The 22388-nt window shown below is 71.6% G+C and carries 20 protein-coding genes and 1 tRNA gene; 11 read left to right on the forward strand and 10 right to left on the reverse strand.

Going from position 1 to position 22388, the window contains the following annotated elements; all coding sequences use genetic code 11:
* Positions 1 to 37 precede the first annotated feature (37 nt).
* Together ACWGDX_RS21470 and ku are read right to left on the reverse strand one after the other, a co-directional pair.
* Positions 38 to 109: transfer RNA gene (locus ACWGDX_RS21470), tRNA-Arg, on the reverse strand.
* A gap of 94 nt (positions 110 to 203) precedes the next feature.
* On the reverse strand, positions 204 to 1166 hold the full coding sequence (ku, locus tag ACWGDX_RS21475) for a non-homologous end joining protein Ku (protein ID WP_453627818.1): 963 nt from the start codon (positions 1164 to 1166) through the stop codon (positions 204 to 206).
* Positions 1167 to 1216: 50 nt separating this feature from the next.
* Here ku and ligD point away from each other — a divergent pair, with 50 nt between their 5' ends.
* The gene (ligD, locus tag ACWGDX_RS21480) at positions 1217 to 2107 is read left to right on the forward strand and encodes a non-homologous end-joining DNA ligase (protein WP_453627820.1); all 891 of its coding nucleotides are present in this window, start codon (positions 1217 to 1219) and stop codon (positions 2105 to 2107) included.
* 77 nt (positions 2108 to 2184) lie between these two features.
* Here the strand turns inward: ligD and ACWGDX_RS21485 are convergent, their stop codons facing one another.
* On the reverse strand, positions 2185 to 3084 hold the full coding sequence (locus ACWGDX_RS21485; protein ID WP_453627822.1) for a nuclease-related domain-containing protein: 900 nt from the start codon (positions 3082 to 3084) through the stop codon (positions 2185 to 2187).
* A 236-nt stretch (positions 3085 to 3320) separates the two neighbouring features.
* Here ACWGDX_RS21485 and ACWGDX_RS21490 point away from each other — a divergent pair, with 236 nt between their 5' ends.
* The 5 genes from ACWGDX_RS21490 (at position 3321) to ACWGDX_RS21510 (ending at position 8940) form a co-directional block, all read left to right on the forward strand.
* A complete protein-coding gene (locus ACWGDX_RS21490; protein WP_453627824.1) occupies positions 3321 to 3617 on the forward strand; it encodes a zinc-ribbon domain-containing protein in 297 nt (98 codons plus the stop codon).
* A 232-nt stretch (positions 3618 to 3849) separates the two neighbouring features.
* Positions 3850 to 4374, forward strand: coding sequence for an SH3 domain-containing protein (locus tag ACWGDX_RS21495; RefSeq protein ID WP_453627826.1), 525 nt, complete (start codon positions 3850 to 3852; stop codon positions 4372 to 4374).
* A gap of 276 nt (positions 4375 to 4650) precedes the next feature.
* Positions 4651 to 6156: an FtsW/RodA/SpoVE family cell cycle protein gene (locus tag ACWGDX_RS21500; RefSeq protein WP_453627828.1), complete on the forward strand. Its 1506-nt coding sequence runs from the start codon at positions 4651 to 4653 to the stop codon at positions 6154 to 6156.
* Complete coding sequence (locus ACWGDX_RS21505; protein WP_453627830.1) at positions 6153 to 7610, forward strand: penicillin-binding transpeptidase domain-containing protein; 1458 nt, start codon at positions 6153 to 6155, stop codon at positions 7608 to 7610. The genes ACWGDX_RS21500 and ACWGDX_RS21505 overlap by 4 nt, the downstream gene beginning before the upstream one ends.
* A 124-nt stretch (positions 7611 to 7734) precedes the next feature.
* Positions 7735 to 8940: an amidase gene (locus ACWGDX_RS21510; protein ID WP_453627873.1), complete on the forward strand. Its 1206-nt coding sequence runs from the start codon at positions 7735 to 7737 to the stop codon at positions 8938 to 8940.
* A 3-nt stretch (positions 8941 to 8943) separates the two neighbouring features.
* Here the strand turns inward: ACWGDX_RS21510 and ACWGDX_RS21515 are convergent, their stop codons facing one another.
* On the reverse strand, positions 8944 to 9837 hold the full coding sequence (locus tag ACWGDX_RS21515) for an ADP-ribosylglycohydrolase family protein (RefSeq protein ID WP_453627832.1): 894 nt from the start codon (positions 9835 to 9837) through the stop codon (positions 8944 to 8946).
* A gap of 153 nt (positions 9838 to 9990) precedes the next feature.
* Here ACWGDX_RS21515 and ACWGDX_RS21520 point away from each other — a divergent pair, with 153 nt between their 5' ends.
* The 3 genes from ACWGDX_RS21520 to ACWGDX_RS21530 all read left to right on the forward strand — a co-directional run bounded on the left by ACWGDX_RS21520 (position 9991) and on the right by ACWGDX_RS21530 (position 12962).
* Complete coding sequence (locus tag ACWGDX_RS21520) at positions 9991 to 10833, forward strand: TetR/AcrR family transcriptional regulator (protein ID WP_453627834.1); 843 nt, start codon at positions 9991 to 9993, stop codon at positions 10831 to 10833.
* A 206-nt stretch (positions 10834 to 11039) separates the two neighbouring features.
* Positions 11040 to 11318, forward strand: a complete 279-nt coding sequence (locus tag ACWGDX_RS21525) for a hypothetical protein (protein ID WP_453627836.1) — start codon at positions 11040 to 11042, stop codon at positions 11316 to 11318.
* Positions 11319 to 11552: 234 nt separating this feature from the next.
* Positions 11553 to 12962, forward strand: a complete 1410-nt coding sequence (locus ACWGDX_RS21530; RefSeq protein WP_453627837.1) for an NlpC/P60 family protein — start codon at positions 11553 to 11555, stop codon at positions 12960 to 12962.
* A gap of 143 nt (positions 12963 to 13105) precedes the next feature.
* Here the strand turns inward: ACWGDX_RS21530 and ACWGDX_RS21535 are convergent, their stop codons facing one another.
* The 5 genes from ACWGDX_RS21535 to ACWGDX_RS21555 all read right to left on the reverse strand — a co-directional run bounded on the left by ACWGDX_RS21535 (position 13106) and on the right by ACWGDX_RS21555 (position 19413).
* Entirely contained in the window at positions 13106 to 14353 is a 1248-nt protein-coding gene (locus ACWGDX_RS21535) for a styrene monooxygenase/indole monooxygenase family protein (protein ID WP_453627839.1), read from the reverse strand.
* 96 nt (positions 14354 to 14449) lie between these two features.
* Positions 14450 to 15202 carry a GTP-binding protein gene (locus ACWGDX_RS21540; protein WP_453627840.1) on the reverse strand — a complete coding sequence of 251 codons (753 nt, stop codon included), beginning with the start codon at positions 15200 to 15202 and terminating at the stop codon, positions 14450 to 14452.
* Entirely contained in the window at positions 15183 to 15596 is a 414-nt protein-coding gene (locus ACWGDX_RS21545; protein WP_382863493.1) for a DUF742 domain-containing protein, read from the reverse strand. The genes ACWGDX_RS21540 and ACWGDX_RS21545 overlap by 20 nt, the downstream gene beginning before the upstream one ends.
* Entirely contained in the window at positions 15593 to 16084 is a 492-nt protein-coding gene (locus ACWGDX_RS21550) for a roadblock/LC7 domain-containing protein (protein WP_453627842.1), read from the reverse strand. Before ACWGDX_RS21550 ends, ACWGDX_RS21545 begins: the two co-directional genes overlap by 4 nt.
* Positions 16081 to 19413, reverse strand: coding sequence for a nitrate- and nitrite sensing domain-containing protein (locus ACWGDX_RS21555; RefSeq protein ID WP_453627844.1), 3333 nt, complete (start codon positions 19411 to 19413; stop codon positions 16081 to 16083). Before ACWGDX_RS21555 ends, ACWGDX_RS21550 begins: the two co-directional genes overlap by 4 nt.
* A 417-nt stretch (positions 19414 to 19830) precedes the next feature.
* Between ACWGDX_RS21555 and ACWGDX_RS21560 the strand changes: the two genes are divergently transcribed.
* Complete coding sequence (locus ACWGDX_RS21560; protein WP_453627846.1) at positions 19831 to 20613, forward strand: hypothetical protein; 783 nt, start codon at positions 19831 to 19833, stop codon at positions 20611 to 20613.
* A 191-nt stretch (positions 20614 to 20804) separates the two neighbouring features.
* Here the strand turns inward: ACWGDX_RS21560 and ACWGDX_RS21565 are convergent, their stop codons facing one another.
* The gene (locus ACWGDX_RS21565; protein WP_453627848.1) at positions 20805 to 21299 is read right to left on the reverse strand and encodes a MarR family winged helix-turn-helix transcriptional regulator; all 495 of its coding nucleotides are present in this window, start codon (positions 21297 to 21299) and stop codon (positions 20805 to 20807) included.
* Positions 21300 to 21504: 205 nt separating this feature from the next.
* Here ACWGDX_RS21565 and ACWGDX_RS21570 point away from each other — a divergent pair, with 205 nt between their 5' ends.
* On the forward strand, positions 21505 to 22371 hold the full coding sequence (locus ACWGDX_RS21570) for a lysozyme (RefSeq protein WP_453627849.1): 867 nt from the start codon (positions 21505 to 21507) through the stop codon (positions 22369 to 22371).
* Positions 22372 to 22388 lie beyond the last annotated feature (17 nt).

Genomic DNA, 22388 nt, shown 5'->3' on the forward strand with positions numbered 1-22388 from the left:
GCAGGTCAGGATCTTGATCACCCTGGTTGCTGCGGAGTGCCCCCGGCAGGATTCGAACCTGCGCACACGGCTCCGGAGGCCGTTGCTCTATCCCCTGAGCTACGGGGGCGTATCGCTGTGGTGGCGACGGGTGAAACCCTACCAGCTTCCGCGGGGTGGCCGTGAACAGGTATTTCCGGGGGGACGCGGGGCGGGCGGGGAGGTCAGGCGGAGGAGCGCTTGCTTCTGGCGGGTGCGGTCTTCTTGGCGGGGGTCTTCTTCGCCGTGGTCTTCTTGGCCGCCGTCTTCTTCGCGGGGGTGGTCTTCTTCGCCGCGGCCTTCTTCGGCTCCTTCGGCTTGCGGTCCGGCAGCTGGGTGACCTCCGCGACGTCGCCTGCGCCCCCGTCCCCGCGTGCCTCCTTCGCCGCGCGCACGCTGTTCTCCAGTGCCGCCATCAGGTCGAGGATCTTGCCGCCGCCGCCCTCCGCCCGTTCGCGCGCCGGTGCCGGTTCGCCCTCCGCCTTGGCCGCGATCATCTCCTCGACCGCCTCGCGGTAGTCGTCGTGCAGGGAGTCGAGTTCGACCGAGCCGAGGGTGTCCATCAGGGCGTCGGCCAGGTCGAGTTCGGCGTCCCGTACGGTCACTCCGGTCTCGGGCGCCACGCCCTCGGGGACCCGGATCTCGTCCGGCCAGAGTAGACCGTGCATCGCGATGACATCGTCGACCACCCGCAGCATGCCGAGCCGCTCACGTCCCCGCAGGGCGAACTTGGCGATGGCGACCTTCTTGCTGCGTTTGAGCGCCTCGCGCAGCAGCGTGTACGGCTTGGCGGCGGGGACGCCGCTCGCGGCGAGGTAGTACGCCGCGTCCATCTGGAGCGGGTCGATCGAGTCCGCGGGGACGAACGCCACGATCTCGATCGTCTTCGCCGTGGGCAGCGGCAGCGACGCCAGGTCCTCGTCCGTGATCGGGATGATGGAGCCGTCCGCGTCCTCGTACCCCTTGCCGATCTCCGCCGCCGACAGCTCCTCGCCGTCCAGTTCGCACACCTTGCGGTAGCGGATACGGCCGCCGTCCTCCTTGTGTATCTGACGGAAGGAGATGGAGTGGTTCTCGGTGGCGTTCACCAGCTTGATCGGAATGCTGACCAGCCCGAAGGAGATCGCGCCGTTCCATATCGATCGCACGTTCCATCCCTTTCATCCGTGAATCGTGAGATTTATGGGATTCTCATCGTATGACGCCGATCACAGTGGTGGAGGGGCGGCGCCTCTCGCTCAGCAATCTGGAGAAGGTGCTGTACGGCGCCACCGGCACCACCAAGGGCGAGATCCTGCACTATTACGCCCAAACGGCGGGCCCTCTCGTGGCCCATCTCGCCCATCGCCCCGTCTCCTTCCTGCGCTACCCGGACGGGCCGGGCGGCCCGGTCTTCTTCACCAAGAACCCGCCGCCCGGGACCCCCGACTGGGTACGGGTCGCCGAGGTGCCCAGAAAGACGGCGGACAGCGGCCGGCAGGTGGTGGTGGAGGATCTGCCGTCGCTGATGTGGGCGGCGAATCTGGTCGTGGAGTTCCATACGCACCAGTGGCAGGCCGATACCCCCGGCCACGCCGACCGGCTGGTCTTCGATCTGGACCCGGGTGCGCCCGCCACCGTCGTGGAGTGCTGCGCGGTGGCGCGCTGGCTGCGCGAGCGGCTCGGCGAGGACGGCCTGGAGAGCTACGCGAAGACCTCCGGCTCGAAGGGGCTCCATCTCCTCGTACCGCTGGAGCGGACGCCGTCGGCCGATGTCTCGGCGTACGCGAAGGGCCTGGCCGTCGAGGCGGAGGCGGCCCTGCCGGAGCGGGTGGTCCACCGGATGGCCCGCTCGCTGCGCCCGGGGAAGGTCTTCGTAGACCACAGCCAGAACGCCGCGGCGAAGACGACCGCCGCGCCCTACACCCTGCGGGCCCGGCGGGAGCCGACCGTCTCCACCCCGGTGACCTGGGACGAGATCACGGACTGCACGGCGGCCGAGGACCTCGTCTTCCGGTCCACGGACATCGCCGGGCGGCTGGAGCGGTACGGAGACCTCCTCGCCCCGCTCCTCGACCCCGGCCACGCCGGACCGCTGCCCGAGACGTAGGGACAATAGGGATGTAGGGATGTAGGAGACCTCAGGGACGCGGGGACGTAGACGTAGCCCCTGACTGTCTCGCGCCGCTACACCGACAGCCATGTGCGGCGGTCGCGGGCCGTCGCGTACAGGGCCTCGATGTCCGCCGGTTTGAGTACGCCCCCGAGGGACGCCAGCGTCGGGATCTCGGCGTCCCGCAGGATCCGTACGTCCGGCGGGGACGGCAGCGCGCCCCGCCGGGACGGCTCGACCACCGCGAGGACCGGACGTACGGCGGTCGCCAGGGCGAACGAGGCGCGCTCGGCCGCGCGGCGGGTCCAGCGGAGTTCGGGCCGCGGTTCGGCACGGCCCGTACGGACCATGGGGTCGGCGATACGGACCCGCCGCCCGCGCGCGGCGAGGGTACGTACGGCCAGGACGCCGGCCGGGCCGATCGCGAGATGATCGATACGGGCGCCGGCGCCGGCCCCGGGAAGCGGTATCGAGTGCAGCACCCGCCAGCCCGCGCCCTCCAGCCGGTCGAGGTGGTCACCGAGGAGTCGCTGGGCGAGGAGCTCTCCGGCTCGCGGATCCCCGTGATACGGGTCCGCCGGCCAGGTGCCCCGGCGGAACCACCCACGCGGCTCGGACGCCGGAAACGCGTCCAGTTCCGCGTGGAGCGCCTCGCCCGGACGGTTGGGCGCGAGGTCGTCGTCCGGGTGGAGGGAGAGCCGGTCCAGATCGGCCGGCGTCGGTATCGGCGGCGGCCCGACGGCCACCTCGCCGGTGATGTACGGCGCGAGCGCGGCCAGCACATCCTCGCGCGCCGCCCCGGGGAGCACACTGATCCGCCCACCGGCCGAGCCGTCCGCACCGGCCGCGTCGGCCGAGCCGCCCGCGTCGGCCGCGCTGTCGTACCAGGCGACGGCCGTGCCGTCCGGCCTGCTCACGAAGAGCCGGTCGCGGCCCCGGAAACGGACCGGCGTGACCCGTAATCGGATCGTCATGCCACCTCACCCCCACTGCCACCATGGGAACAGTCACGGGCCCGCGGAGGCAATAGGTCACCCCGCCCGCCGCCCGCCACCGCTGCGCCCGCCGGGTGCCGCCACGGCTCCCGCCACCGCACCGCCCGCCGCCCGCCACCGCCGCCGTCATCTCCGTACGGCAATCTGGGTAGAGGGAGCAGACTCTCCCCGACGCTCCCGCGCCGGGCGCGTCTCTCGCGGAAGGAATCGCTCAGATGATCATCTTCGGTACCAAGGGCTATCTCTACCAACTGGCCATACTGACGCTGGTCTGCGGCCATTGCGGCAACCCCTCCGCGCACACGCTCAAGAAACGCGTCACCAAGTTCACGCTGTTCTTCGTGCCGCTCTTCGCGTTCTCCACCAAGTACGCGACCCAGTGCACGTTCTGCGGCGCCGAGCAGCAGGTGACGAAGGAGCAGGCGGACCAATTGCTCGCCCAGAGCACCGGCCAGACGGGTGGCAACGCCGCGTACGACCGGACGGCGCAGCGGAACCCCCACCAGCACTGAGCCCCACCGGAGCCCACGGCAGCCCAGCGGCAAGGCCGGCGGCAAGTCCGGCGGGGATCCACCGGTAACCCATCGGGAACGCGTCGAGAACCCCATGGGAGTCCTGTCGGAGCCGGATGGTACGAACACCCAGAGTCAGCGATTGCGGACATTGAGTAGCGAACCTAGCGTGAACCACGCGAGTCATATGCCGGAATCACCGGCTCCTCGCCCTCAGGTCCCAGGAGTCACCATGCCCGTGCGTTCGCTCGGCCGTACCGCCGCCGTCCTCACCGTCTCCGCGCTCGCCGCCACGACTCTCGCCACGGTCTCCGCCACACCCGCCTTCGCCGCGTCCGCGTTCGCCGAGCCCACCGTCGCCGTGTCCGCGACCACCGACCCTGCGGACAATCCACCCGGGAAGGCGGAGGCCGGGAATCCGGAACCCGGAAAGTCCGAGCCGGGGAAGTCCGAGCCCGGGAAGTCCGAGCCCGGGAAGCCTCAGACGGGCGCCCAGGGAGGCGGCGGCGACCAGGCGGGCGGCAGATACAGAGGCAAGGTCGTCGCCAGGACCGGTCTCCTCCTCCGGGACAAGCCGACGCGCAGCAGCAGGGTCGTCGGCGAACTGGAGTACGGCGACATCGTCCGTATCTTCTGCAAGGTGGAGGGCGGCAACGTGGACGGCAACAACCGCTGGTACCTCCTCGCCGACGGCAGCTGGGCCTGGGGATCGGCCAAGTACATCCGCAGCCTCGGCGAGACACCGCACTGGTGCTGACACCGCGCCCCGCCGCACACCTCTCGCCCGCACACCCCTTGCCCACACACCCCTCGCCCGCACCCTCCTCGCCCGCACACCCCTCGCCGCGACCGGCGCCGTACGGACCACCACGGGCTCCGCGCCCGGCCCCGCCACCAGCCCCGCCTCCAGCCCCGCGCCCGCCCCCGTACCCCGCCCCGAGCTGACACCCGCATCCGCCCGAAGTGAGCCCGGCATGCTTTACGACTCCGCATAAACGGACATAAGGCATGCCGCCTTGCTACGTTTCGATCCATGACCGCAACGACGGGGGACACTCCCCCGCCCGAGCCCGGCCTCCACAAGCGCCGCGGCGTCGAACTCTCCCTCCTCGTCTGCGCCGTCCTCATCTCCGTCTTCGGCTATGTCGCTGTCGGCCTCGGCAAGTACGGCACGCTGCCGCCCGGCGCGGTCCGGTACGGCGTCGGGCTGGGCGTGCTCGCCCTCCTCGCCCATATCGCGGTCCGGCTGCGCGCGCCGTACGCGGACCCCCTGCTGCTCCCCATCGCGGTGCTCCTCAACGGTCTCGGCCTGGCGCTGATCCACCGGCTCGACCTGGAGACCCCGAACGGCATCGCGGCGCCGACCCAGTTGGTGTGGTCCACCTTCGGCGTCGCGCTGTTCATCGCCGTCGTCGTGTTCCTGCGCGACCACCGCGCGCTCCAGCGCTACGCGTATCTCTCGGTCGCCACCGCGCTGGTGCTGCTCATCGTGCCGATCTTCTATCCCGCCGTGAACGGGGCCAAGATCTGGATCCGGTTCGGCGGGCTCTCCTTCCAGCCCGGTGAGTTCGCCAAGATCCTGCTCGCGGTCTACTTCGCCGCGTATCTCGCCGCCAACCACCATGTCCTCGCCTACACCGGGCGCAGGATCCGCAAGCTCCATCTGCCCACCGGCAGAGTCCTCGGACCGATCGTCGCCATCTGGCTGATCAGTGTGATGGTCCTCGTCCTCGAACGGGATCTGGGCACCTCGCTGCTCTTCTTCGGGCTCTTCGTGATCATGCTCTATGTGGCGACCGGACGCACCGGCTGGATCGCCGTGGGGCTGCTGCTCGCCGGGGTCGGCGCCTTCGCCGTCGGCTCGCTGGAGCCGCATGTGCACAGCAGGGTCGAGGACTGGCTGCATCCGTTCGCGTCCATCGAGGAGGGGCGCGGACCCGGCCAGCTCGCCCAGTCGCTCTTCGCGTTCGCGGCCGGCGGGCTGTTCGGTACGGGGCTCGGCCAGGGCCAGTCCATCCTGATCGGCTTCGCCGCCAAGTCGGACTTCATCCTCGCCACCGCGGGCGAGGAGCTGGGCTTCGTCGGACTGGCCGCCATCTTCATGCTGTACGCGCTGCTGGTCGCCCGTGGCTACCGTACGGGGCTGGTGCTGCTCGACCCGTTCGGACGACTGCTCGCCACCGGGCTCGCCTCGATCCTCGCCCTCCAGGTGTTCGTCATCGCGGGCGGGGTGATGGGGCTGATCCCGCTCACCGGTATGGCCATGCCGTTCCTCGCCCAGGGCGGCTCGTCGGTCGTCACCAACTGGGTGATCGTGGCGCTGCTCATCCGGCTCAGTGACTCGGCCCGCAGCCCGCGCCCCGGGTCCGGGCCCGAGTCACAGTCCAAGTCACAGTCACAGTCCCTGTCCGAACCCCAGCCCCATCCCCATCCCCAGCAACTGTCCCCGTCCCAGTCCCAGTCCGAGGAGACGGGAGTCGTGGCACCCGCGATCCTGGACCCTGGAGGACGCCCGCTGATCCGCGAGGACGACCAGTGATCCGCCATATCCGGCGCACCGCCCTCTTCTGTCTGCTGCTCCTCGTCGCCCTGCTGCTCAACGCGGTCAGGATCCAGATCATCGAGGCGGACTCCCTCGACAGGAACCCCGCCAACCGCCGTGCCTCCGTGCTCCGTTACGCCCAGCCGCGCGGTGACATCATCGTCGACGGCAAGACGGTCACCCGTCCCAAGGACACCCGGGAGCTGCTGCGCTACGAGCAGGGCTACACCCAGGGACCGCTGTACGCGCCCGTCACCGGCTACGCATCCCAGACGTACGGCACGACACTGCTGGAGAGCGCCGAGGACGACGTACTCTCCGGTACGGAGCCGATGCTCGCGCCCCTCCCCTTCTGGAACGACCTCACCCGCAGCCGGCAGCCCGGCGGCACGGTCGTCACCACCATCAAGGAGTCGATGCAGCGGGCCGCGTACGACGGACTCGCCGGGCGGCGGGGCGCGGTCGCGGCGATCGAGCCGACGACGGGCCGGATCCTGGCGCTGGTCAGCAGTCCTTCGTACGATCCGGGGCGGCTGTCGGGCACCGGCAGCGGGGTCACCGGCGCGTGGACCCGGCTGACCGGGCAGGACACCCAGCCGATGCTCAACCGGGCGATCCGGCAGACCTATCCGCCCGGTTCCGCGTTCAAGATCGTGACGGCGGCGGCCGCGCTGGAGTCGGGGACGGTCAGGGAAGCCGACGCCCCGACCGGGATCGGGGAACCGTTCGTCCTGCCGGGGACGCGGACCAGACTGCCCAACGAGGCGGTCGGCTGCGGCGGGGCGTCGCTCGCGTACGCGATCAAATGGTCCTGCAACACGGTGATGGCCGGGCTCTCGGTGAAGGTCGGGCTGGCCGGGATGGTGCGTACCGCCGAGAGGTTCGGCTTCAACGACGCCGGGCTCACGATCCCCTCCCGGGTCGCCGCCTCCCACTTCGACACGCGGATGAGCGACGACGAGCTGGCGCTGTCCTCCATCGGGCAGTTCGACACCCGGGCCACTCCGCTCCAGATGGCGATGGTCGCGGCGGCGGTCGCCAACGGCGGGGACCTCAGACACCCCTATCTGGTGGACCGGATCACCACCGCGGACGGCGACATCGTGTCCCGTACGGGCGAGCGGATGTACCGGCGGCCGATGAGCCCGGCCACGGCGCAGCAGCTACGGCAGATGATGGTCGAGGCGGTCAGGGACGGTACGGGGACGAAGGCGGGCATTCCCGGGGTGACGGTCGGCGGGAAGACGGGGACGGCCCAGCACGGGGTGGACAACTCCGCTCTGCCGCACGCCTGGTTCATCGCCTGGGCGCAGGCCGAGGACACGGTCCGTCCCGCCGTGGCGGTCGCGGTGGTCGTCGAGGACGCGGCGGCCGGGCGCGCGGACATCAGCGGCGGCGGGACCGCGGCGCCGATCGCACGCGCGGTGATGGAGGAGGCGCTGCGAGACTGAGGAGACCGGGCGGGACGACGGACAAGGGGGCGACATGCCTGTGGACATACCTGGGGACACGCCGGAGGACGCGCCTCTGGACATGGCGCTGGACATGGCGCTGGACGTGCCTGAGGACGTGCCGATGACGGACAGGGTCGGGGAGTCGCTGGCACGGATCGAACGGCTCGATCCGCGGCTGTGCGCGTTCATCGAGGTGTGGGACGACGAAGCGCGGGCACGGGCACGCGCGGTGGACGGGCGGCTGCCCCTCGCCGGGGTGCCGTTCGCGGTGAAGGGGCCGTCCGGGATCCGGTCGTACGCGGCGGAGCGCCTGATCGCGGCGGGGGCGGTGCCGGTGGGCTCGACGGCGGTGCCGGGGCCCGGCACGTACTGGCAGACCTGGGGGCAGGGCAGACACGGCCGTACGGTCAACCCGTACCGCGCCGACCGTACCCCCGGCGGATCCTCGGCGGGCTCCGCGGTGGCGGTGGCGGCCGGCATGGTGCCGCTGGCCACGGGCAGCGACGGAGCCGGCTCGGTCCGGATCCCGGCCGCCTGGTGCGGGGTGTTCGGTCTGAAGACGACGAACGGACTGCTGCCGTCGCCGGACCGTACGGGGCTGGCCTCGGCGGGCGTACTGGCACGGTCGGCGGCGGAGGCACGGCCGTTCCTGCGCTGCGTGCTCGGCATACCCGGCACGTACGCCGCCATGTACGACGCCACGTACGACACCCTGTACAACGCACCGGCTGCCGTGTCTCTGCCGGTGCCGGCGGTCTTCTCCCCCGATCTGGGCTACGCGCGGCCGGACCCGGAGGTCGCGGGGGTGGTAGGGGCGGCGGTGGAGCGGCTGGTGGCGGCGGGGGTGGTACGGCTCGTACGACCGGGCGGCCCGCTCACGCCGGACGGGCCGTCGGCGCTCACCGAGCCGTTCGTACTCCTCGATCCGTGCGAGGCCTGGACAACCGTGCGCGGCGGCGATCAGTCCGGGGGCTCCGGGGTACGGGCCGCGGAGGTGCGGGCGGAGAACGACCGCAGGCTCGACGCCCTGTTCGCGCGTACGCCGTTGCTGCTCACCCCGGTCACCCCGAACCGGCCACATGGGCACGAGGGGCCGGGCGAGCTCTACTCCACGGCACTGACCTGGGCGTTCAATCTGAGCGGGCATCCCGCCGCGAGCATTCCGGCCGGTTTCACGGCGGACGGCTGCCCGGTCGGGCTGCAACTGGTCGCGGCACGGGGAGCGGATGTGTCCCTGCTCGACATGGCTGTCGTGGCGGAGAAACACGCGGCGCCCCCGGCGCCCCCGGCGCCCCGCAAGGCCCTCCCGGCCCCCACGGCCCCTTAGACCCTACGGCAGCGGCTCGCGGCGCTCCCGCCACTGCGCCGGGACCGAGCCCGTCCCCGTACGGGCCGCGACGATGCCCCCGGTGATGGCGCAGGTGGTGTCCACGTCCCCGAAGCCCTCGGCCGTCGACCAGAGCGCGGCCGGCAGATCGTCACGGTGGCGGGCGGCCGTCCACACCGCGAACGGCACGGTGTCGTCCGCGCGGATCCGCCCGCCGTTGCCGAGCACATCGGCGGCCTTCCACGGCTCGGTGGTGAAGGGCAGTTCCGCCGCCCGCGCGAGACCGTCCCGTACCGGGCCCTCGGGCGTGGCCTCGGCCACCGCCGCCACGGACAGTTCGGACCGTACCGACAGCGCCGCCGCCACGGCGACCGCCACCGCGCCCGCGATCCCCTGCGGATGGGCGTGGGTCACCTCGGCGGAGAGGACGGCCTGTTCGGCGACGCGTTCGAGGTCACCGGCGAACCAGGCGCCGAGCGGCGCCACCCGCATCGCCGCGCCATTGCCCAGACTGCCGCCCTCGAACAGGCCGGGGGCCAGGGTGCGCCAGCTCTCCGGCTCGGGGAGCAGGGCGGGCAGCAGCACATGCATACCGTGCCCGTAGCCACGGGCCGGATCCGCGTCGTAGGTGAGTGCGAAGCAACTGGCCAGCCGGTCCTGGACGATGGCGCCGTGCTCGTGGAGGACGCCCTGGATCGCGAGGGCCATCGCCGTGTCATCCGTCCAGTGCCACTCCAGCTCCTGCGGCGTGAGCCGCGCCTTGATCTCCGCGTAGGCGCGCGGGCGTTCGCGGAAGAGCGGGAACCAGCGCTCGCCGAAGGCATCGCCCAGTGCGAGCCCTTCGAGACTGCGACGGGCGGCCGCTCGGTCGGCAACAGCTGTGTGTGGGGTGGCCATAGGGACCATCGTGCCGTCCGAACGCGCGTGATGCGCCGCATTCGGAGGTTCGTCCGTATGGCCGCCGACGGACCGAGCACTGATGGACGCGGTGTTCTCCGTCCGCCTCACTCCGCGGCCCGACCGGCCGTCGGGGGCGGTTACGCTGCCGACATGACCGCCCCCGCAGCACCCGCGTACCGACGGCTGAGCGTCGAGGAGCGCCGTACGCAGCTCCTCGACACGGCGCTCACGCTCTTCGCGCACCGGGCTCCCGAGGACGTCTCCCTCGATGATGTCGCGGCGGCGGCCGGGGTCTCGCGGCCGCTCGTCTACCGGTACTTCCGGGGCGGCAAGCAGGAGTTGTACGAGGCGGCGCTCCGCTCCGCCGCCGACGAGCTGGAACTGTGCTTCACCGAACCGCCGGTGGGCCCGCCGACCGAGCGGCTGGGGCGTGTGCTCGACCGCTATCTCGCCTTCGTCGACCAGCACGGCGCCGGATTCAGCGCGCTGCTCCAGGGCGGCAGCGTCTGTGAGACGTCCCGGACGACCGCGATGGTCGACGAGGTACGGCGGGCCGCGGCCGAGCAGATCCTGCTCCACATCGGCACGGGCCGGGTGGCCGCGGGCGGACCGGCCACGGGCCGGCCGGCGCGGAAGCCGGCGGGCGCGCGGCTGCGGATGATGGTGCGGACCTGGATCGCGGCCGTCGAATCGGCGTCGCTGATATGGCTGGACGAGGGCAAGCAGCCGCCGGCCGCCGAACTGCGCGACTGGCTGATCGACCATCTCATCGCGCTCCTGGTCACCACCGCGGCCACGGACGAGGAGACCGCCGGGGCCGTCGACGCGCTGATGTCGTACGAGCGTCCGGACGGCCCCGTGGCCACCCTGGCCCACCGGGTGATCCCCAGGGTGAACGGGGCCGCCCAGGGCCTGGAGCCGACGTCCGCCCGACCCGGCGCCGGCCGGGGGACGGAATCCGGCGCCTCTCCCGGCGCCGGCGGACGTCCATGAACCCGGGAGCGTCCGGGTCCGTCATACGGCCGACGGCGGTACGTCACCGAAACCCATCCCCTTCCCGGACACACCCGGACCGGCCGGTCGCTGGGCCCGCCCGGACGCCTCGGGGGACACCGGGGTGCCGGAGTCCGGAGTGGTGGGCGGCGCGGGAGCGGGCGGCGCGGGAGCCCTTCTCCGCCGGGCTGAGCGAGACTGGGCCCGTGAGAAGCGAAGACACCCTCTTTGTCGGCGGTCCGATGGACGGACGCGTACTGCCCGTGCTGACGGGGCCGACCGGGCATCCGCCCAAGTGGTACGAGATCCCGGTGCCCGACGCGGACGGCGGGCCGCCGACCGTGCACACCTACCGGCGCGCACCGGCGGGCTACAGCAAGCGACTTGGGCTCCAGCGCGGGTGGAAGTACGAGTACGTCTCCACGGGCCGTGAGCGCCGCACGCTGAAATGGCCCTGGTCGAAACCGGGCGGCGGGGCGCCGTAGGGGCCCCGCCGTAGGGGGCACGGTCGCGACCACGCCGGCGGTCTCAACCGCAACCCGAGCCGCAGCCGCAGCCTCACTCGCACTCGCACTCGGAGCCGTGGCACGATCCCGCCGTGGTCCCTCAGGGGGGTGATGCTGTTGCGCCACCCCGCCCATTTATGGGGTATTCGTACGTCATCTCACCTCATCATCGCCTAGTGCTGGACTCTCCGTTCCGCAACCGGAGGTGATGGCATGTCAGGAAGACTGGTGCGCGCGGTCTGTACGGCGGCACTGGCCACCGCGACGGTCCTCGCCGGGGTGCCCTTCGCGTCGCACGCGGTCGCGGAGCCGGGCGACGAAGCGGCGGGCGCCTCGGCTTCCGCGTCGGAGTCCCCCTCCCCGTCCCAGAACAAGGACAGAGGCAAGACCAAGGGCAAGGCCAGGACCGAGGGCGGGACCGACGCGCCTGACGCAGCGTCAGAGAGCGGCGGCGATCCGCTGCCCGCCGAGGACGGAGCCGCCGGCGCCGGAGGCCCCGCCGACGCCGCCGCCCTGGACGCCTCCCCGCCCCGGACCGTCTCCGAGATGCTGAGCCGGCTCCAGCTCCTCTACCGCCAGGCCGAGCGGGCGACGGAGGCCTTCAACGCCACCGAGAGCGAACTGGCCCAGCAGCGCGCCGAGACCAAGCGGCTCACCGCCGCCCTCGCACGGGCCCGTACCGCCCTGTCCCTGAGCCGCAGCGAGGCTGGCCGGCTGGCCCGTCAGCAGTACCAGGGGCAGTCCGAACTCTCCGGCTATCTGCGGCTGCTGCTCGCCCCCGACCCGCGGCACGCCCTGGACGAGAGCCATCTGCTCAAGCGCACCGCACGCGACAGAGCCCGTACGATGGCGCGGCTCGCCAGCACCGAGAAGCACTCCGCCGCCTTGGCGGCGGCCTCCCGCGAGGCTCTCGGCAGGCAGCAGTCGCTCGCCACCAAGCAGCGCAAACAACGCGACATGGTCAGGTCCAGGCTCCTGGACGTGGAGAAGCTGCTCGCCTCGCTCAGCGGCGGGCAGATCGCCGCGGTGGCCGCGCTGGAGAAGGCCGGTACGGACAAGGCCCAGCGCGAACTGCTCGCCTCGGGCGCGCTCGGTGAGGGCATCGGAAGAGGAGCCGCCTCGCCCCCGGGAGCGTCCGGGGCGCCCGGAGCGCCCGGGGGCGAGGCGGGCAGAGCGCCGTCGGCCAGGGGCGGCGAGGCCCTGCGCTACGCCGCCGAGCAGATCGGCAAACCGTACGAGTGGGGCGCCGAGGGGCCGGACACCTTCGACTGCTCGGGGCTGACCCAGCAGGCCTGGTCGCGCGCCGGGGTGGCCATCCCCCGTACCAGCCAGGAGCAGTGGCACGAACTCCCCCAGGTCTCGCTGAGCGAGCTGCGCCCCGGCGATCTGGTGATCTACTTCCCTGAGGCCACCCATGTGGCGATCTATCTCGGCGACGGGATGGTGATCCAGGCGCCCCGCCCCGGCGCCCGTGTCAAGGTCTCCCCGATCGCGGCGAACCCGCTGCTGGGCGCCGTACGACCGGACCCCGAGGCCCGCTCCCTGAACCCCGGGGCGTACTCACCGCCCGAACTGCCCGAGGGCGCCATGGACGGCGCGGACACCGGCTACAACCAGGGCTGACGCGCGGCAGGAACGGCAGAGACGGCAGAAACGGAACAGCGCGGAGACGGACGGGCGGACGGACGGACGGGCGGCGCCAGGCGGCTCAAGCGGGGCGGGCGGACGGGCAGTACGGGCCGTGCGGGCAGTACGGGCGGGCGCGGTCAGGCCGCTCCGGCCCCGGCCCCGACCTCCGCCAGATACGCGTTCGCCTTCTCGGGCTCGTAGAAGAAGTTCTCGAAGTCGGCCGGGTCGTTGAAGCCGTTCGCGATCCGGTCGGCCACCGGCTGGAGCCCGCCCGCCGCGCCGATCAGGTTGAGGACATGCTCCGGCGGTACGCCCAGCATGGCGTTCGTCCACTTCGTGACATGCCGCGCGGTCTCCCAGTACCGGTCGAACGCCGACCGCATCCATGCCTCGTCGAACGGCCGGTCGCCGTGCGCCACGATCGACTCCAGATACGAGGCGGCGCACTTGGAAGCCGAGTTGGAGCCCTGTCCGGTGATCGGGTCGTTGGCGACGACGACATCGGCGACACCGAGGACGAGACCGCCGCCGGGCAGCCGTCCGACCGGGTGGCGCACGGTCGGCGCGTACCGTCCCGCGAGCGTGGCGTTGGCGTCCGTCAGCTCGACCTTCGTGGCGCGCGCGTACTCCCAGGGCGTGAAACGTTCCATCAGCTCCAGGGTGAGCGAGAGATGCTCGGCGGGGTCCTTGACGCCCCGGAAGACATCGAGCGGACCGCCGGGTATGCCCTCCCAGAAGAGGATGTCCGCACGGCCCGAGGTGGTGAGGGTGGGCATCACGAAGAGTTCGCCGACGCCCGGCACCAGGTTGCAGCGCACGGCGTCGTAGTGCGGGTGCTCGGGGCGCGGACCGAGACCGTGGACATACGCGACCGCGAGCGCGCGCTGCGGAGCGTCGAACGGGGAGCGGGAGGCGTCGCGGCCGAACATCGAGACCAGTTCGCCCTTGCCCGCGGAGACCAGCACCAGATCGTAGGTACGGGAGAAGTAGTCCAGGTCGGAGACGGCCGCGCCGTGTATCACGAGCTGGCCGCCGCGCTGCGCGAAGGTCTCCATCCAGCCGGCCATCTTGACCCGCTGGTCGACGGACTGGGCGTATCCGTCGAGCGTGGCGACCCAGTCGACGGCACGGCTGGAGTCGGGCGCGGTGACCGAGACGCCGAGGCCCTCTATCCTCGGCGCCTGGGACTCCCAGAAGCCGAGCTGGAGATCCCGCTCGTGCTGGAGCGCGGTGTGGAACATGCACTGGGTGGACATGACCCGGCCGGACCGGACCTCGTCCGCCGTGCGGTTGGACATCAGGGTGATCTCGTACCCACGCGACTGGAGGCCGAGGGCGAGCTGAAGCCCGGACTGGCCGGCTCCGACGACGAGTATCTTCCGCATGGCGGGTTCTCCGTTTGCGTACGTGCTGCGAGTTCGGGCGCCATCGGTCTGCCGGGCGCTCGGCGGCCCGCCGAGCGCCTGCCGGCCCGCCGGATGCTATTCGGGGGAGGATTCGAGCGCGTGGCGCACCAGCGTGAGCAGCGACTCGACAACCGTGATCCGCTGGCGCGCGTCCATGATCAGTACGGGGATTTCGTCCGGGATGGTCAGCGCGTCCCGTACGTCATCGATGTCGAACGGCTCGGAGCCCTCGAAGTGGTTGACCGCGACGACATAGGGCAGTCCGCAGCTCTCGAAGTAGTCGAGCGCCGGGAAGGAGTCGGAGACCCGCCGGGTGTCGACGAGGATGACGGCACCGATCGCGCCGCGCACCAGGTCGTCCCACATGAACCAGAAGCGCTCCTGGCCCGGGGTGCCGAAGACGTAGAGCACGAGGTCGTTGTCGAGGGTGATACGGCCGTAGTCCATCGCCACGGTCGTGGTGACCTTGTCGGGCGTGGCGCTGAGATCGTCGGTCTCCGCGCTGGCCTGGGTCATCAGCGCCTCGGTCTGGAGCGGGGGGATCTCCGAGACCGCGCCGACGAAGGTCGTCTTGCCGACGCCGAAGCCGCCCGCGACCACGATCTTGGTGGCGATGGGCGCGCGGGTACGGTCCATCTGCCACGCCTTGAGCTCTTCTTCGGGCTCGGTCACGAACGGCGCGGGCATGACACGCGAAGCGGTCGCACCCGAGGCGGTCATACCGGCGGCGGTCACACCGGCGGCGGTGGTGACGCCCGAGGCGCTCGTCACGCCTGTGGCAGCGGTGACACCAGCGGTAGCTGTGGCGTCAGAGACGGCGGAGTCCACTCAGCACCCTTTCCAGCAGTGCGTGGTCGGGCTGGCCGGTTCCGTACCCGGTCCCGTACACACGGATCTTTCCCTGGTCGGCCAGGTCGCTGAGCAGCACCCGGACCACCCCCAGCGGCATCTTGAGCAACGCCGACACCTCTGCCACTGTACGCATGCGCCGGCAGAGCTCGACAATCGCCTGTATCTCCGGCATGACCTTGGAGGACGCTCCGCCGTCCGTCAACTCCTTGCGCTCGTCGGCCGCTTCGATCGCGGCGACGAACGTCTCGACGAGCAGGACATGCCCGAAACGGGTACGTCCGCCGGTCAGGGAGTAGGGACGGACCCGGGCCGGCCTGCGGTCCCCGCCGCGTACGGGGAGCCGCCTGCCCGGTTCGGTGGGGGGCGTCATTCGGCGCTCTCCGTCGACTCCATCGACTTGCGCAGCTCGTCGCGGAGTTCGGGGGTCAGTACATGTCCGGCGCGGCCGACGAAGAGCGCCATGTGGTACGCGACCACACTCATGTCGCAGTCGGGGGTGGCGTGCACCCCCAGCAGCGAGCCGTCGCTGATCGCCATGACGAAAACGCTGCCCTCCTCCATGGCAACCATGGTCTGTTTGACCCCGCCGCCGTCCATCAGCTTCGCCGCTCCCACGGTCAGGCTGCCGATGCCCGAGACGATGGTGGCCAGATCCGCGCTGGAGCCCCGGGGGCCCTCCTGACGCACGGTGGCGACCGCCTCGGTGTTCTGCCCCGGGTCGGAGGAGAGCAGCAGAAGTCCGTCGGACGAGACGACGGCGACCGAGTGGACTCCTGGCACCTCCTCGACGAGGTTGCTCAACAGCCACTGCAGGTTGCGGGCTTCGCTGCTCAGTCCGAATGTGCCGGTCGCAGTCAACTGCGTGCCTCCTCGACTGTTTCCCCCGCCTCTTCGGTATGTGCTTCGGTCGACGCCGTGGGCGCTATCTGCTCCGTGAGTTCGGCCTCGACATCGCGTCGCCCTTCCTTCGCGCCTTGGTGGAAGCCGCCGAGCCTGCGGCGCAGGGCTTCCGGGTCGACACTGCCGGAGCGCCCGGTGGGCGCGGCGGCGGGTGTGACAGTCCTGGGGGTGCGCTTGGGCAGCCCCTTGTCGGTGATGCGTTCCCGCCGGGGGGCGGGGAAGTCGCCCGGGTCGGAGTCGTTGTCCGGGTCCGCGACGGCGTCCGGGGCCGCTGTCGCGCCCGGGATCGCTGTCGGGTCCGGGGCCGCTGTCGGGTCCGGGGCCGCTGTCGCGTCCGGGGTCCTGGGCGCACCGGGCCGGTGCGGCAGCCGCATCGTGAACGTGTCCTGATCGGTGCCGGCGGTCCCGGGCTCACCGTCGGCGACGCGCTCATGGCGCTCGGGGCCGATGGCGTACGGGCCGGGCAGCGGCGCGGTCCCGGGTACGGCGACGGCCTTGGCCGGTTCGTATCCGCTCTCCGGCTCCGGATCCGGCTCGAATCCCCGCTCGGGCTCGGGCTCGTACGCGCTCTCAAGCACAGCCGCGGACTCACGCCCGGACTCGCGCTCGGGCTCAAGCTCGGACTCGTACGCGGGCTCGGACTCAAGCCCGGACTCGGGTGCGGACTCAAGCTCGGACTCGGACGCCGTGACCTCGTCCGCCCCGGAGCCGGACCCGGAGCCTGACTCCGGCGCGGGCAGGGGCTCGGGCGTCTGCTCGGCGCCGGAGCTCTCCGGCTCCGTCCCGCCGGACTCCGCCTTGCGGATCGCCGCCTCCGCCGCCGCGACCAGCGGGTCCGATGCCGAACGCCCGGGAAGGGCGTTGGAGTTGGCCTCCGCGGCCGACCCCGGCAGATGCAGCGTGGGCGCCGCCCCCGCCGTCCGTGCCTGGTGCGGTGCGCCGGCCGGCGGCGAGGCGGGCAGCAGGGCCTGCGGGAGTACGACGACCGCGGCCACACCGCCCTGCTGATGCTCACGCAGCTCGATCCGTACGCCATGACGCGCCGCGAGCAGCGCGGCGACCCGCAGTCCGAGCCCCTCGCCCTCGATGTCGCCGCCGTACCGCTTTCTCGCCCGGCCCTCGACGCCCTCGGACTCACCGGTGTCCTTGGCGTCCTCGGGCTCGGCGAGGCGCGCGTTCAGCTCGGCGATCCGGTCCGCGGACATACCGATGCCCTGGTCCTGGACGGAGAGCATCACCTCGCCGCCCTCCAGCAGCCAGCCGGAGAGCTGTACCTCGGCGTCCGGCGGGGAGAAGGAGGTCGCGTTCTCCAGCAGTTCGGCCACGAGATGGCTGAGGTCGTCCGCGGCGAACCCGGCCACCTGGGCGTGCGGGGGCAGCGACTGGATCGTGACCCGCTCGTACCGCTCGATCTCGCTGACGGCGGCGCGCAGGACATCGACCAGCGGGACGGGCCCGTTGGAGCCGTGGCCGTGCTCGTGGCCGGCCAGCACCAGCAGATTCTCGCTGTGCCGGCGCATGACCGTGGCCATGTGGTCGAGCTTGTAGAGGGTGTCGAGCTGCTCCGGCTCCTGCTCGCGCTCCTCCAGCCCCTCGATCACGGCGAGCTGGCGCTCCACGAGGCCGAGCGTGCGCAGCGAGAGATTGACGAAGGTGTGGTGGACGGTGTGCCGCAGCCGCTGGAGCTGGGCGCCGATCTCGGCCGTACGCTCCTGGAGTTCGGCGCGCTGCGCGACGACCTTCTCGCGCGCGGCGATCAGATCGGCGCGGTCGCCGTCGAGCGTCTCGGCCCGGGTGGAGAGATCGAGCAGCTTGCCGTGCAGGCCGTTGAGGGACCGTACGACCTGGGCGAACTCGTCGTTGCGGCCGGTGAACCTGACGGGTTCCTCGGTCTGCGGCGCCGCCGCGAGCCGGGCCGCGCCGATCCGTACGACGGCGAGCGGCCTGGTCAGCGTACGGGCGACGGCGGTGGACACCCCGACGGCGATCAGCAGACAGCCGCCGAGGAGCGCGATCCGCAGTTCGAGACCGGTGACGGCGTCGTCGCGGAGCAGTTCGAGCCGCTCCAGCCGGCTGGAGCCGAGTCCCGACTCGACGCCGCGCATCTGGTCGATCCTGGCGGAGAGCGCGGAGTCGACCTTCTCCTGGTCGGCCTCGCGGTCGGAGTCGGAGAGTTCCGGCCGGTCGGTGAGCCGGGTCAGATACCCCTCGGCGGTCTTGACATCGGGTCCGGTGACGGTCGCGGTCAGGGACTCGCGCGCCTCGCTGTCGGCGGTCTGGTCGAAGTCGGCGAGCGCGGCGAGTTCACGGACCCGCGACTGCTGGGCGGTGGCGCTCAGCTCGTCGCGCAGCTGGTCGTTCTTCTTGCTGTCCGAGTCGGCCGGCGGCTCGACGAGGAGTCCGGTGATCGGGTCGTACTGCGGTGCGGTGTCGGTGGGCGCGGGCACGGCGAGCGCGGCCAGCAGCAGACCGCGGGAGGCGGACGCCTGCTCCACGGCGCGGCCGAGCGCGCCGGGGGCGCGGGTGCCGTCGGCGGCCTCGGGCGGGGTCTTCTCGGCCAGTTCGTCGGCGAGCGCCTGGAGCTTGGCGATGACGTCGGAGTACGCGCGGTACGCCTCCATGGCCGAACCCTTGCCGGTGAGGGCGGTACGGCGGATGGAGGGGACGGTCGAGAGGTCGTGCAGCAGACCGGGGGAGGCCGAGGCGGCGGTACGTATCTCGTCGATCTGGCGGTCGACACGGACGCTGCGGGCGTCGGAGATCGTGTGCTTGCCCTTGTCGCCACCGCTGGTGTCGCTGTCACCGCTGGTGTCACCACCGCTGTCACCGCTGTCACCGTCGGCCGAACCGGACCCGGAGTCCGTGCCGGCCGGCTGCTCCTCGCGGCCCGCGGCGATGAAGACGACGATCTCGTCGCGTTCGTCCGCGAGGGAGTGGGCCAGGACCACGGCCCGCTGGTTCAGCTCGGCGAGGGTGACCAGACGCTGGGCGTCGTTCAGCTCGGCGGAGGCGCTCAGTACGGCGGGGGCGCCCGCCGCGACGACGGTGATGCCCAGGACGGCGACACCGGCGACCAGCCTGCTGCGCACCCGCACACGGCGCCCTTCCCGGACCGTACCGCCCCCGGCCGGGGCGGCAGCGGGCAGACCGGTCGTGGAACCTGCCGTTCCGGCGCTGTCCGTCGTCGTACTGCCCGTCTCGGCCATGCCTACCGTGGCCTTGCCGGTCTCAGCCTTGGTCGCCCCGCCGCGCGTGACACCGTTACCCCGAGGCCGCTTTTTCTGCACCGGTGCTCGCATTCTTGACTCGTTCACCCATGAAGCGGAGGTGACGACCGGTCACATCGAGAGAGCCCCCACCCCTGGTACGGCTTCCGACCATTCCAGCGCATGTGCGAGGGGGGCACGTATCGGCCGCTCCGCCACCTGAACGAGTGAACATCACGGAGGAGTTGGCGAACAACTCTTCCCAGCCGGGGCCCAGCCGGAACCTGGCGTGCCGGGTGGACCTTCTGGGCATGGTTTGGCAGGATGCGCGCCCGCAGCTTCCCGATGCGCTCTTTCTCATCCCACCCCGGTCCCGTTCGGCGTTCATTCTGACCGAATGACAGTGGTTGACCAGGCCGTACGAGTCCATCGACAGTGCGTGCAGAGACCGTGAAGGAGTCATGCGGTCCGCCGGGGGAATCGTGCAGACTGGACATCATGCGCATCGAACTGGCCAGCGTGCCGGGGGCCGCCGCGAGGCCCAACGAGGACTGGACATCCGTGGCTCTGCCCGCCGCCGGCCGGGGCGGAACACTGGTCGTCCTGGACGGGGTGACCCCGCCGGCCGGGGAAGACGGTTGTGTACATGGTGTGCCCTGGTTCACCTCACGGCTCGGCGGAGCACTCGCCGAACTGTCCGGTTCCCGCCGGGATATGACACTGGCAGAGGTCCTCGGCGTATCGATCACCCGTACGGCGGACGCACATCGCGAAACATGTGACCTTTCTCACGTGCGCACCCCTCAGGCCACCGTCGTACTGGTGCGCTGGGGCGCGGAGGAGGTCGAACATCTGGTCCTGTCCGACTCGACACTGCTGCTGGAGTCGCCTGACGGCGGGGTGCGGGCGGTGCTGGACGACCGGCTGGACCGCGTCCCGCGCGAGGTCCTGCGCTCGGTCGCCTCGGCGGACGCCCTGCGCAACGCGGAGGGCGGCTTCTTCACGGCGGCGGCCGACCCGGCGGTCGCGGCGAAGGCGGTGACGGGCCGTACGCCGACGGCGGAGGTACGGTCCCTGCTCGCGCTCACGGACGGCGCGGCCCGCTGGGTGGAGGTGTTCCAGGAGGGCGGCTGGGCGGACTGTCTGGCGCTCGTACGGAAGAACGGCCCACAGGAGCTGATCGACCGGGTCAGGGCGGCGGAGTGGGCGGACCCGGACGGGGTGACGTTCCGCAGGGGCAAGACGAGCGACGACGCGACGGTGACATACGTGGAGCTGTGACGGGAAGGGCGGCGACGCGGCACGCGCGGACCGACCGCCCGGTGGACAGGGACGGCCGGGGCCCGGCCCGGGGGGCGCGTCACGGCCTCCGCGCCCGCCGGCGCCCCGCGCGTCCCAGCGTCCCAGCGCCTCCGCGCCCCGCGCCCGTCAGCGCCCCGCACGCCTCCGCGCGTCTCAGCTCTTGGCGCGTCTCAGCTCTCGGCGCGCTCGTTGAAATGGTGGAGCAGCCGGGCCAGCTCGGAGATCTCCGCGCGGTCCCAGTCCGCCAGCTTCTGTACGTACAGCTCACGGCGGGCGTTCCTGACCCGCTGGAAGCGGGACGCGCCCTCGTCGGTGATACGGATGAGCCAGGCGCGCCCGTCGGCCGGATCGGGCTCGCGCGTGACCAGGCCGAGCATCTCCAGCACCCGGAGCTGACGGCTCATCGTGGCCTTGCCGACCCCGAAGTACGCGGCCAGTTCGGTGGCCCGCTGGCTGCCGGTCTCGTCCAGCCGTACGAGCAGTCCGTACGCCCCGGGCTCCAGCTCGGGATGGACCTCGCGCGCCATCTCCCCGGAACTGGCGCGGGCGCGGCGGAGAAAGACCGCCAATTCCCTTTCCAGGGACAGGAATTCCTGGTCCACACCACTCCACCGGCCGTGCTCCGGCTCATTTCCCGTACCACTCCCGTGCACGTCAGCACCCATCGCGCGCTTTTCCGCCCCTGAAAGTTTCTTTCGCCGACAGCTCGTGCCGCGGCCGGGCCAGTATTTCGCAGGTTTATTCCAGGAGCGGCCGCGTGGCGTGCTTCCGTCAACTGGCCCGCATGCGTAGCGTTATGAGTGACATGTCCATCCCCACCCCATGTCACCCGGTTCACGCCCTCCCCCACGAGGTCCTCGGAGGCACGAAATGCCCGTGCACAGATCCGGAACGGCCGGCCGCGCTCTCATCGCCGCGGTCGCCGCCCTCCTCACCACTCCCGCGCTCCTCCTCGCCCGGCCGGATGGGGCGAGCGCGGCCGACATCCCGGCGGATCCGCCGCCTCCCGCCCCCGCCCCCGCCTCTGCTCCCGCACGAGGCACGGCCTACATGGGCATGGGCATCATCGAACACGACGGCCAGGGCGATCCGCCCCGTACGGACCGCGCCCCGCAGACGGAGGGCGTGGATGTCTCCGGGCACCAGGGCAACGTCAACTGGGTGGCCCTGTGGAGCAGCGGGGTGGACTGGGCCTACACCAAGGCGACCGAGGGGACTTCCTACAAGAACCCCTACTTCGCGCGGCAGTACAACGGGGCGTACGACGCGGGCCTGATCCGCGGCGCGTACCACTTCGCCGCCCCCGACGGTTCGAGCGGCGCGAGCCAGGCCGACTACTTCGTGGACAACGGCGGCGGCTGGTCACGCGACGGCAAGACGCTGCCGGGTGTGCTGGACATCGAGCGGAACCCGTACGGCGCGGCCTGCTACGGCAAGACACGGGGCCAGATGGTCGACTGGATCGGCGACTTCCTGGAGACCTACCGCTCCCGCACCGGCCGCGACGCGCTGATCTACACGGCCACGAGCTGGTGGAAGACGTGCACCGGCAACTACCCGGGCTTCGCCTCCACGAATCCGCTCTGGATCCCCCGCTACGGCGGCTCGGTCGGCGAACTGCCCGCGGGCTGGGGTTTCCAGACGATCTGGCAGTACACCTCGACGGGCCCCATCGTCGGCGACCACAACAGGTTCAACGGTGCCCTGGACCGGGTCCAGGCCCTGGCCAACGGCTGACCCCGCGCCCTGCCTCA

The sequence above is a fragment of the Streptomyces sp. NPDC055025 genome, from assembly GCF_053608565.1.

Coding starts and splice junctions, on each gene's coding strand:
- ACWGDX_RS21495 (WP_453627826.1), top strand. CDS start 3,850: ATGCCCGTGCGTTCGCTCGGCCGTACCGCCGCCGTCCTCACCGTCTCC.
- ACWGDX_RS21490 (WP_453627824.1), top strand. CDS start 3,321: ATGATCATCTTCGGTACCAAGGGCTATCTCTACCAACTGGCCATACTG.
- ACWGDX_RS21485 (WP_453627822.1), bottom strand. CDS start 3,084: ATGACGATCCGATTACGGGTCACGCCGGTCCGTTTCCGGGGCCGCGAC.
- ACWGDX_RS21565 (WP_453627848.1), bottom strand. CDS start 21,299: ATGGGTGCTGACGTGCACGGGAGTGGTACGGGAAATGAGCCGGAGCAC.
- ACWGDX_RS21515 (WP_453627832.1), bottom strand. CDS start 9,837: ATGGCCACCCCACACACAGCTGTTGCCGACCGAGCGGCCGCCCGTCGC.
- ACWGDX_RS21570 (WP_453627849.1), top strand. CDS start 21,505: ATGCCCGTGCACAGATCCGGAACGGCCGGCCGCGCTCTCATCGCCGCG.
- ACWGDX_RS21510 (WP_453627873.1), top strand. CDS start 7,735: ATGACGGACAGGGTCGGGGAGTCGCTGGCACGGATCGAACGGCTCGAT.
- ligD (WP_453627820.1), top strand. CDS start 1,217: ATGACGCCGATCACAGTGGTGGAGGGGCGGCGCCTCTCGCTCAGCAAT.
- ACWGDX_RS21520 (WP_453627834.1), top strand. CDS start 9,991: ATGACCGCCCCCGCAGCACCCGCGTACCGACGGCTGAGCGTCGAGGAG.
- ACWGDX_RS21535 (WP_453627839.1), bottom strand. CDS start 14,353: ATGCGGAAGATACTCGTCGTCGGAGCCGGCCAGTCCGGGCTTCAGCTC.
- ACWGDX_RS21500 (WP_453627828.1), top strand. CDS start 4,651: ATGACCGCAACGACGGGGGACACTCCCCCGCCCGAGCCCGGCCTCCAC.
- ACWGDX_RS21545 (WP_382863493.1), bottom strand. CDS start 15,596: ATGACGCCCCCCACCGAACCGGGCAGGCGGCTCCCCGTACGCGGCGGG.
- ACWGDX_RS21560 (WP_453627846.1), top strand. CDS start 19,831: ATGCGCATCGAACTGGCCAGCGTGCCGGGGGCCGCCGCGAGGCCCAAC.
- ACWGDX_RS21530 (WP_453627837.1), top strand. CDS start 11,553: ATGTCAGGAAGACTGGTGCGCGCGGTCTGTACGGCGGCACTGGCCACC.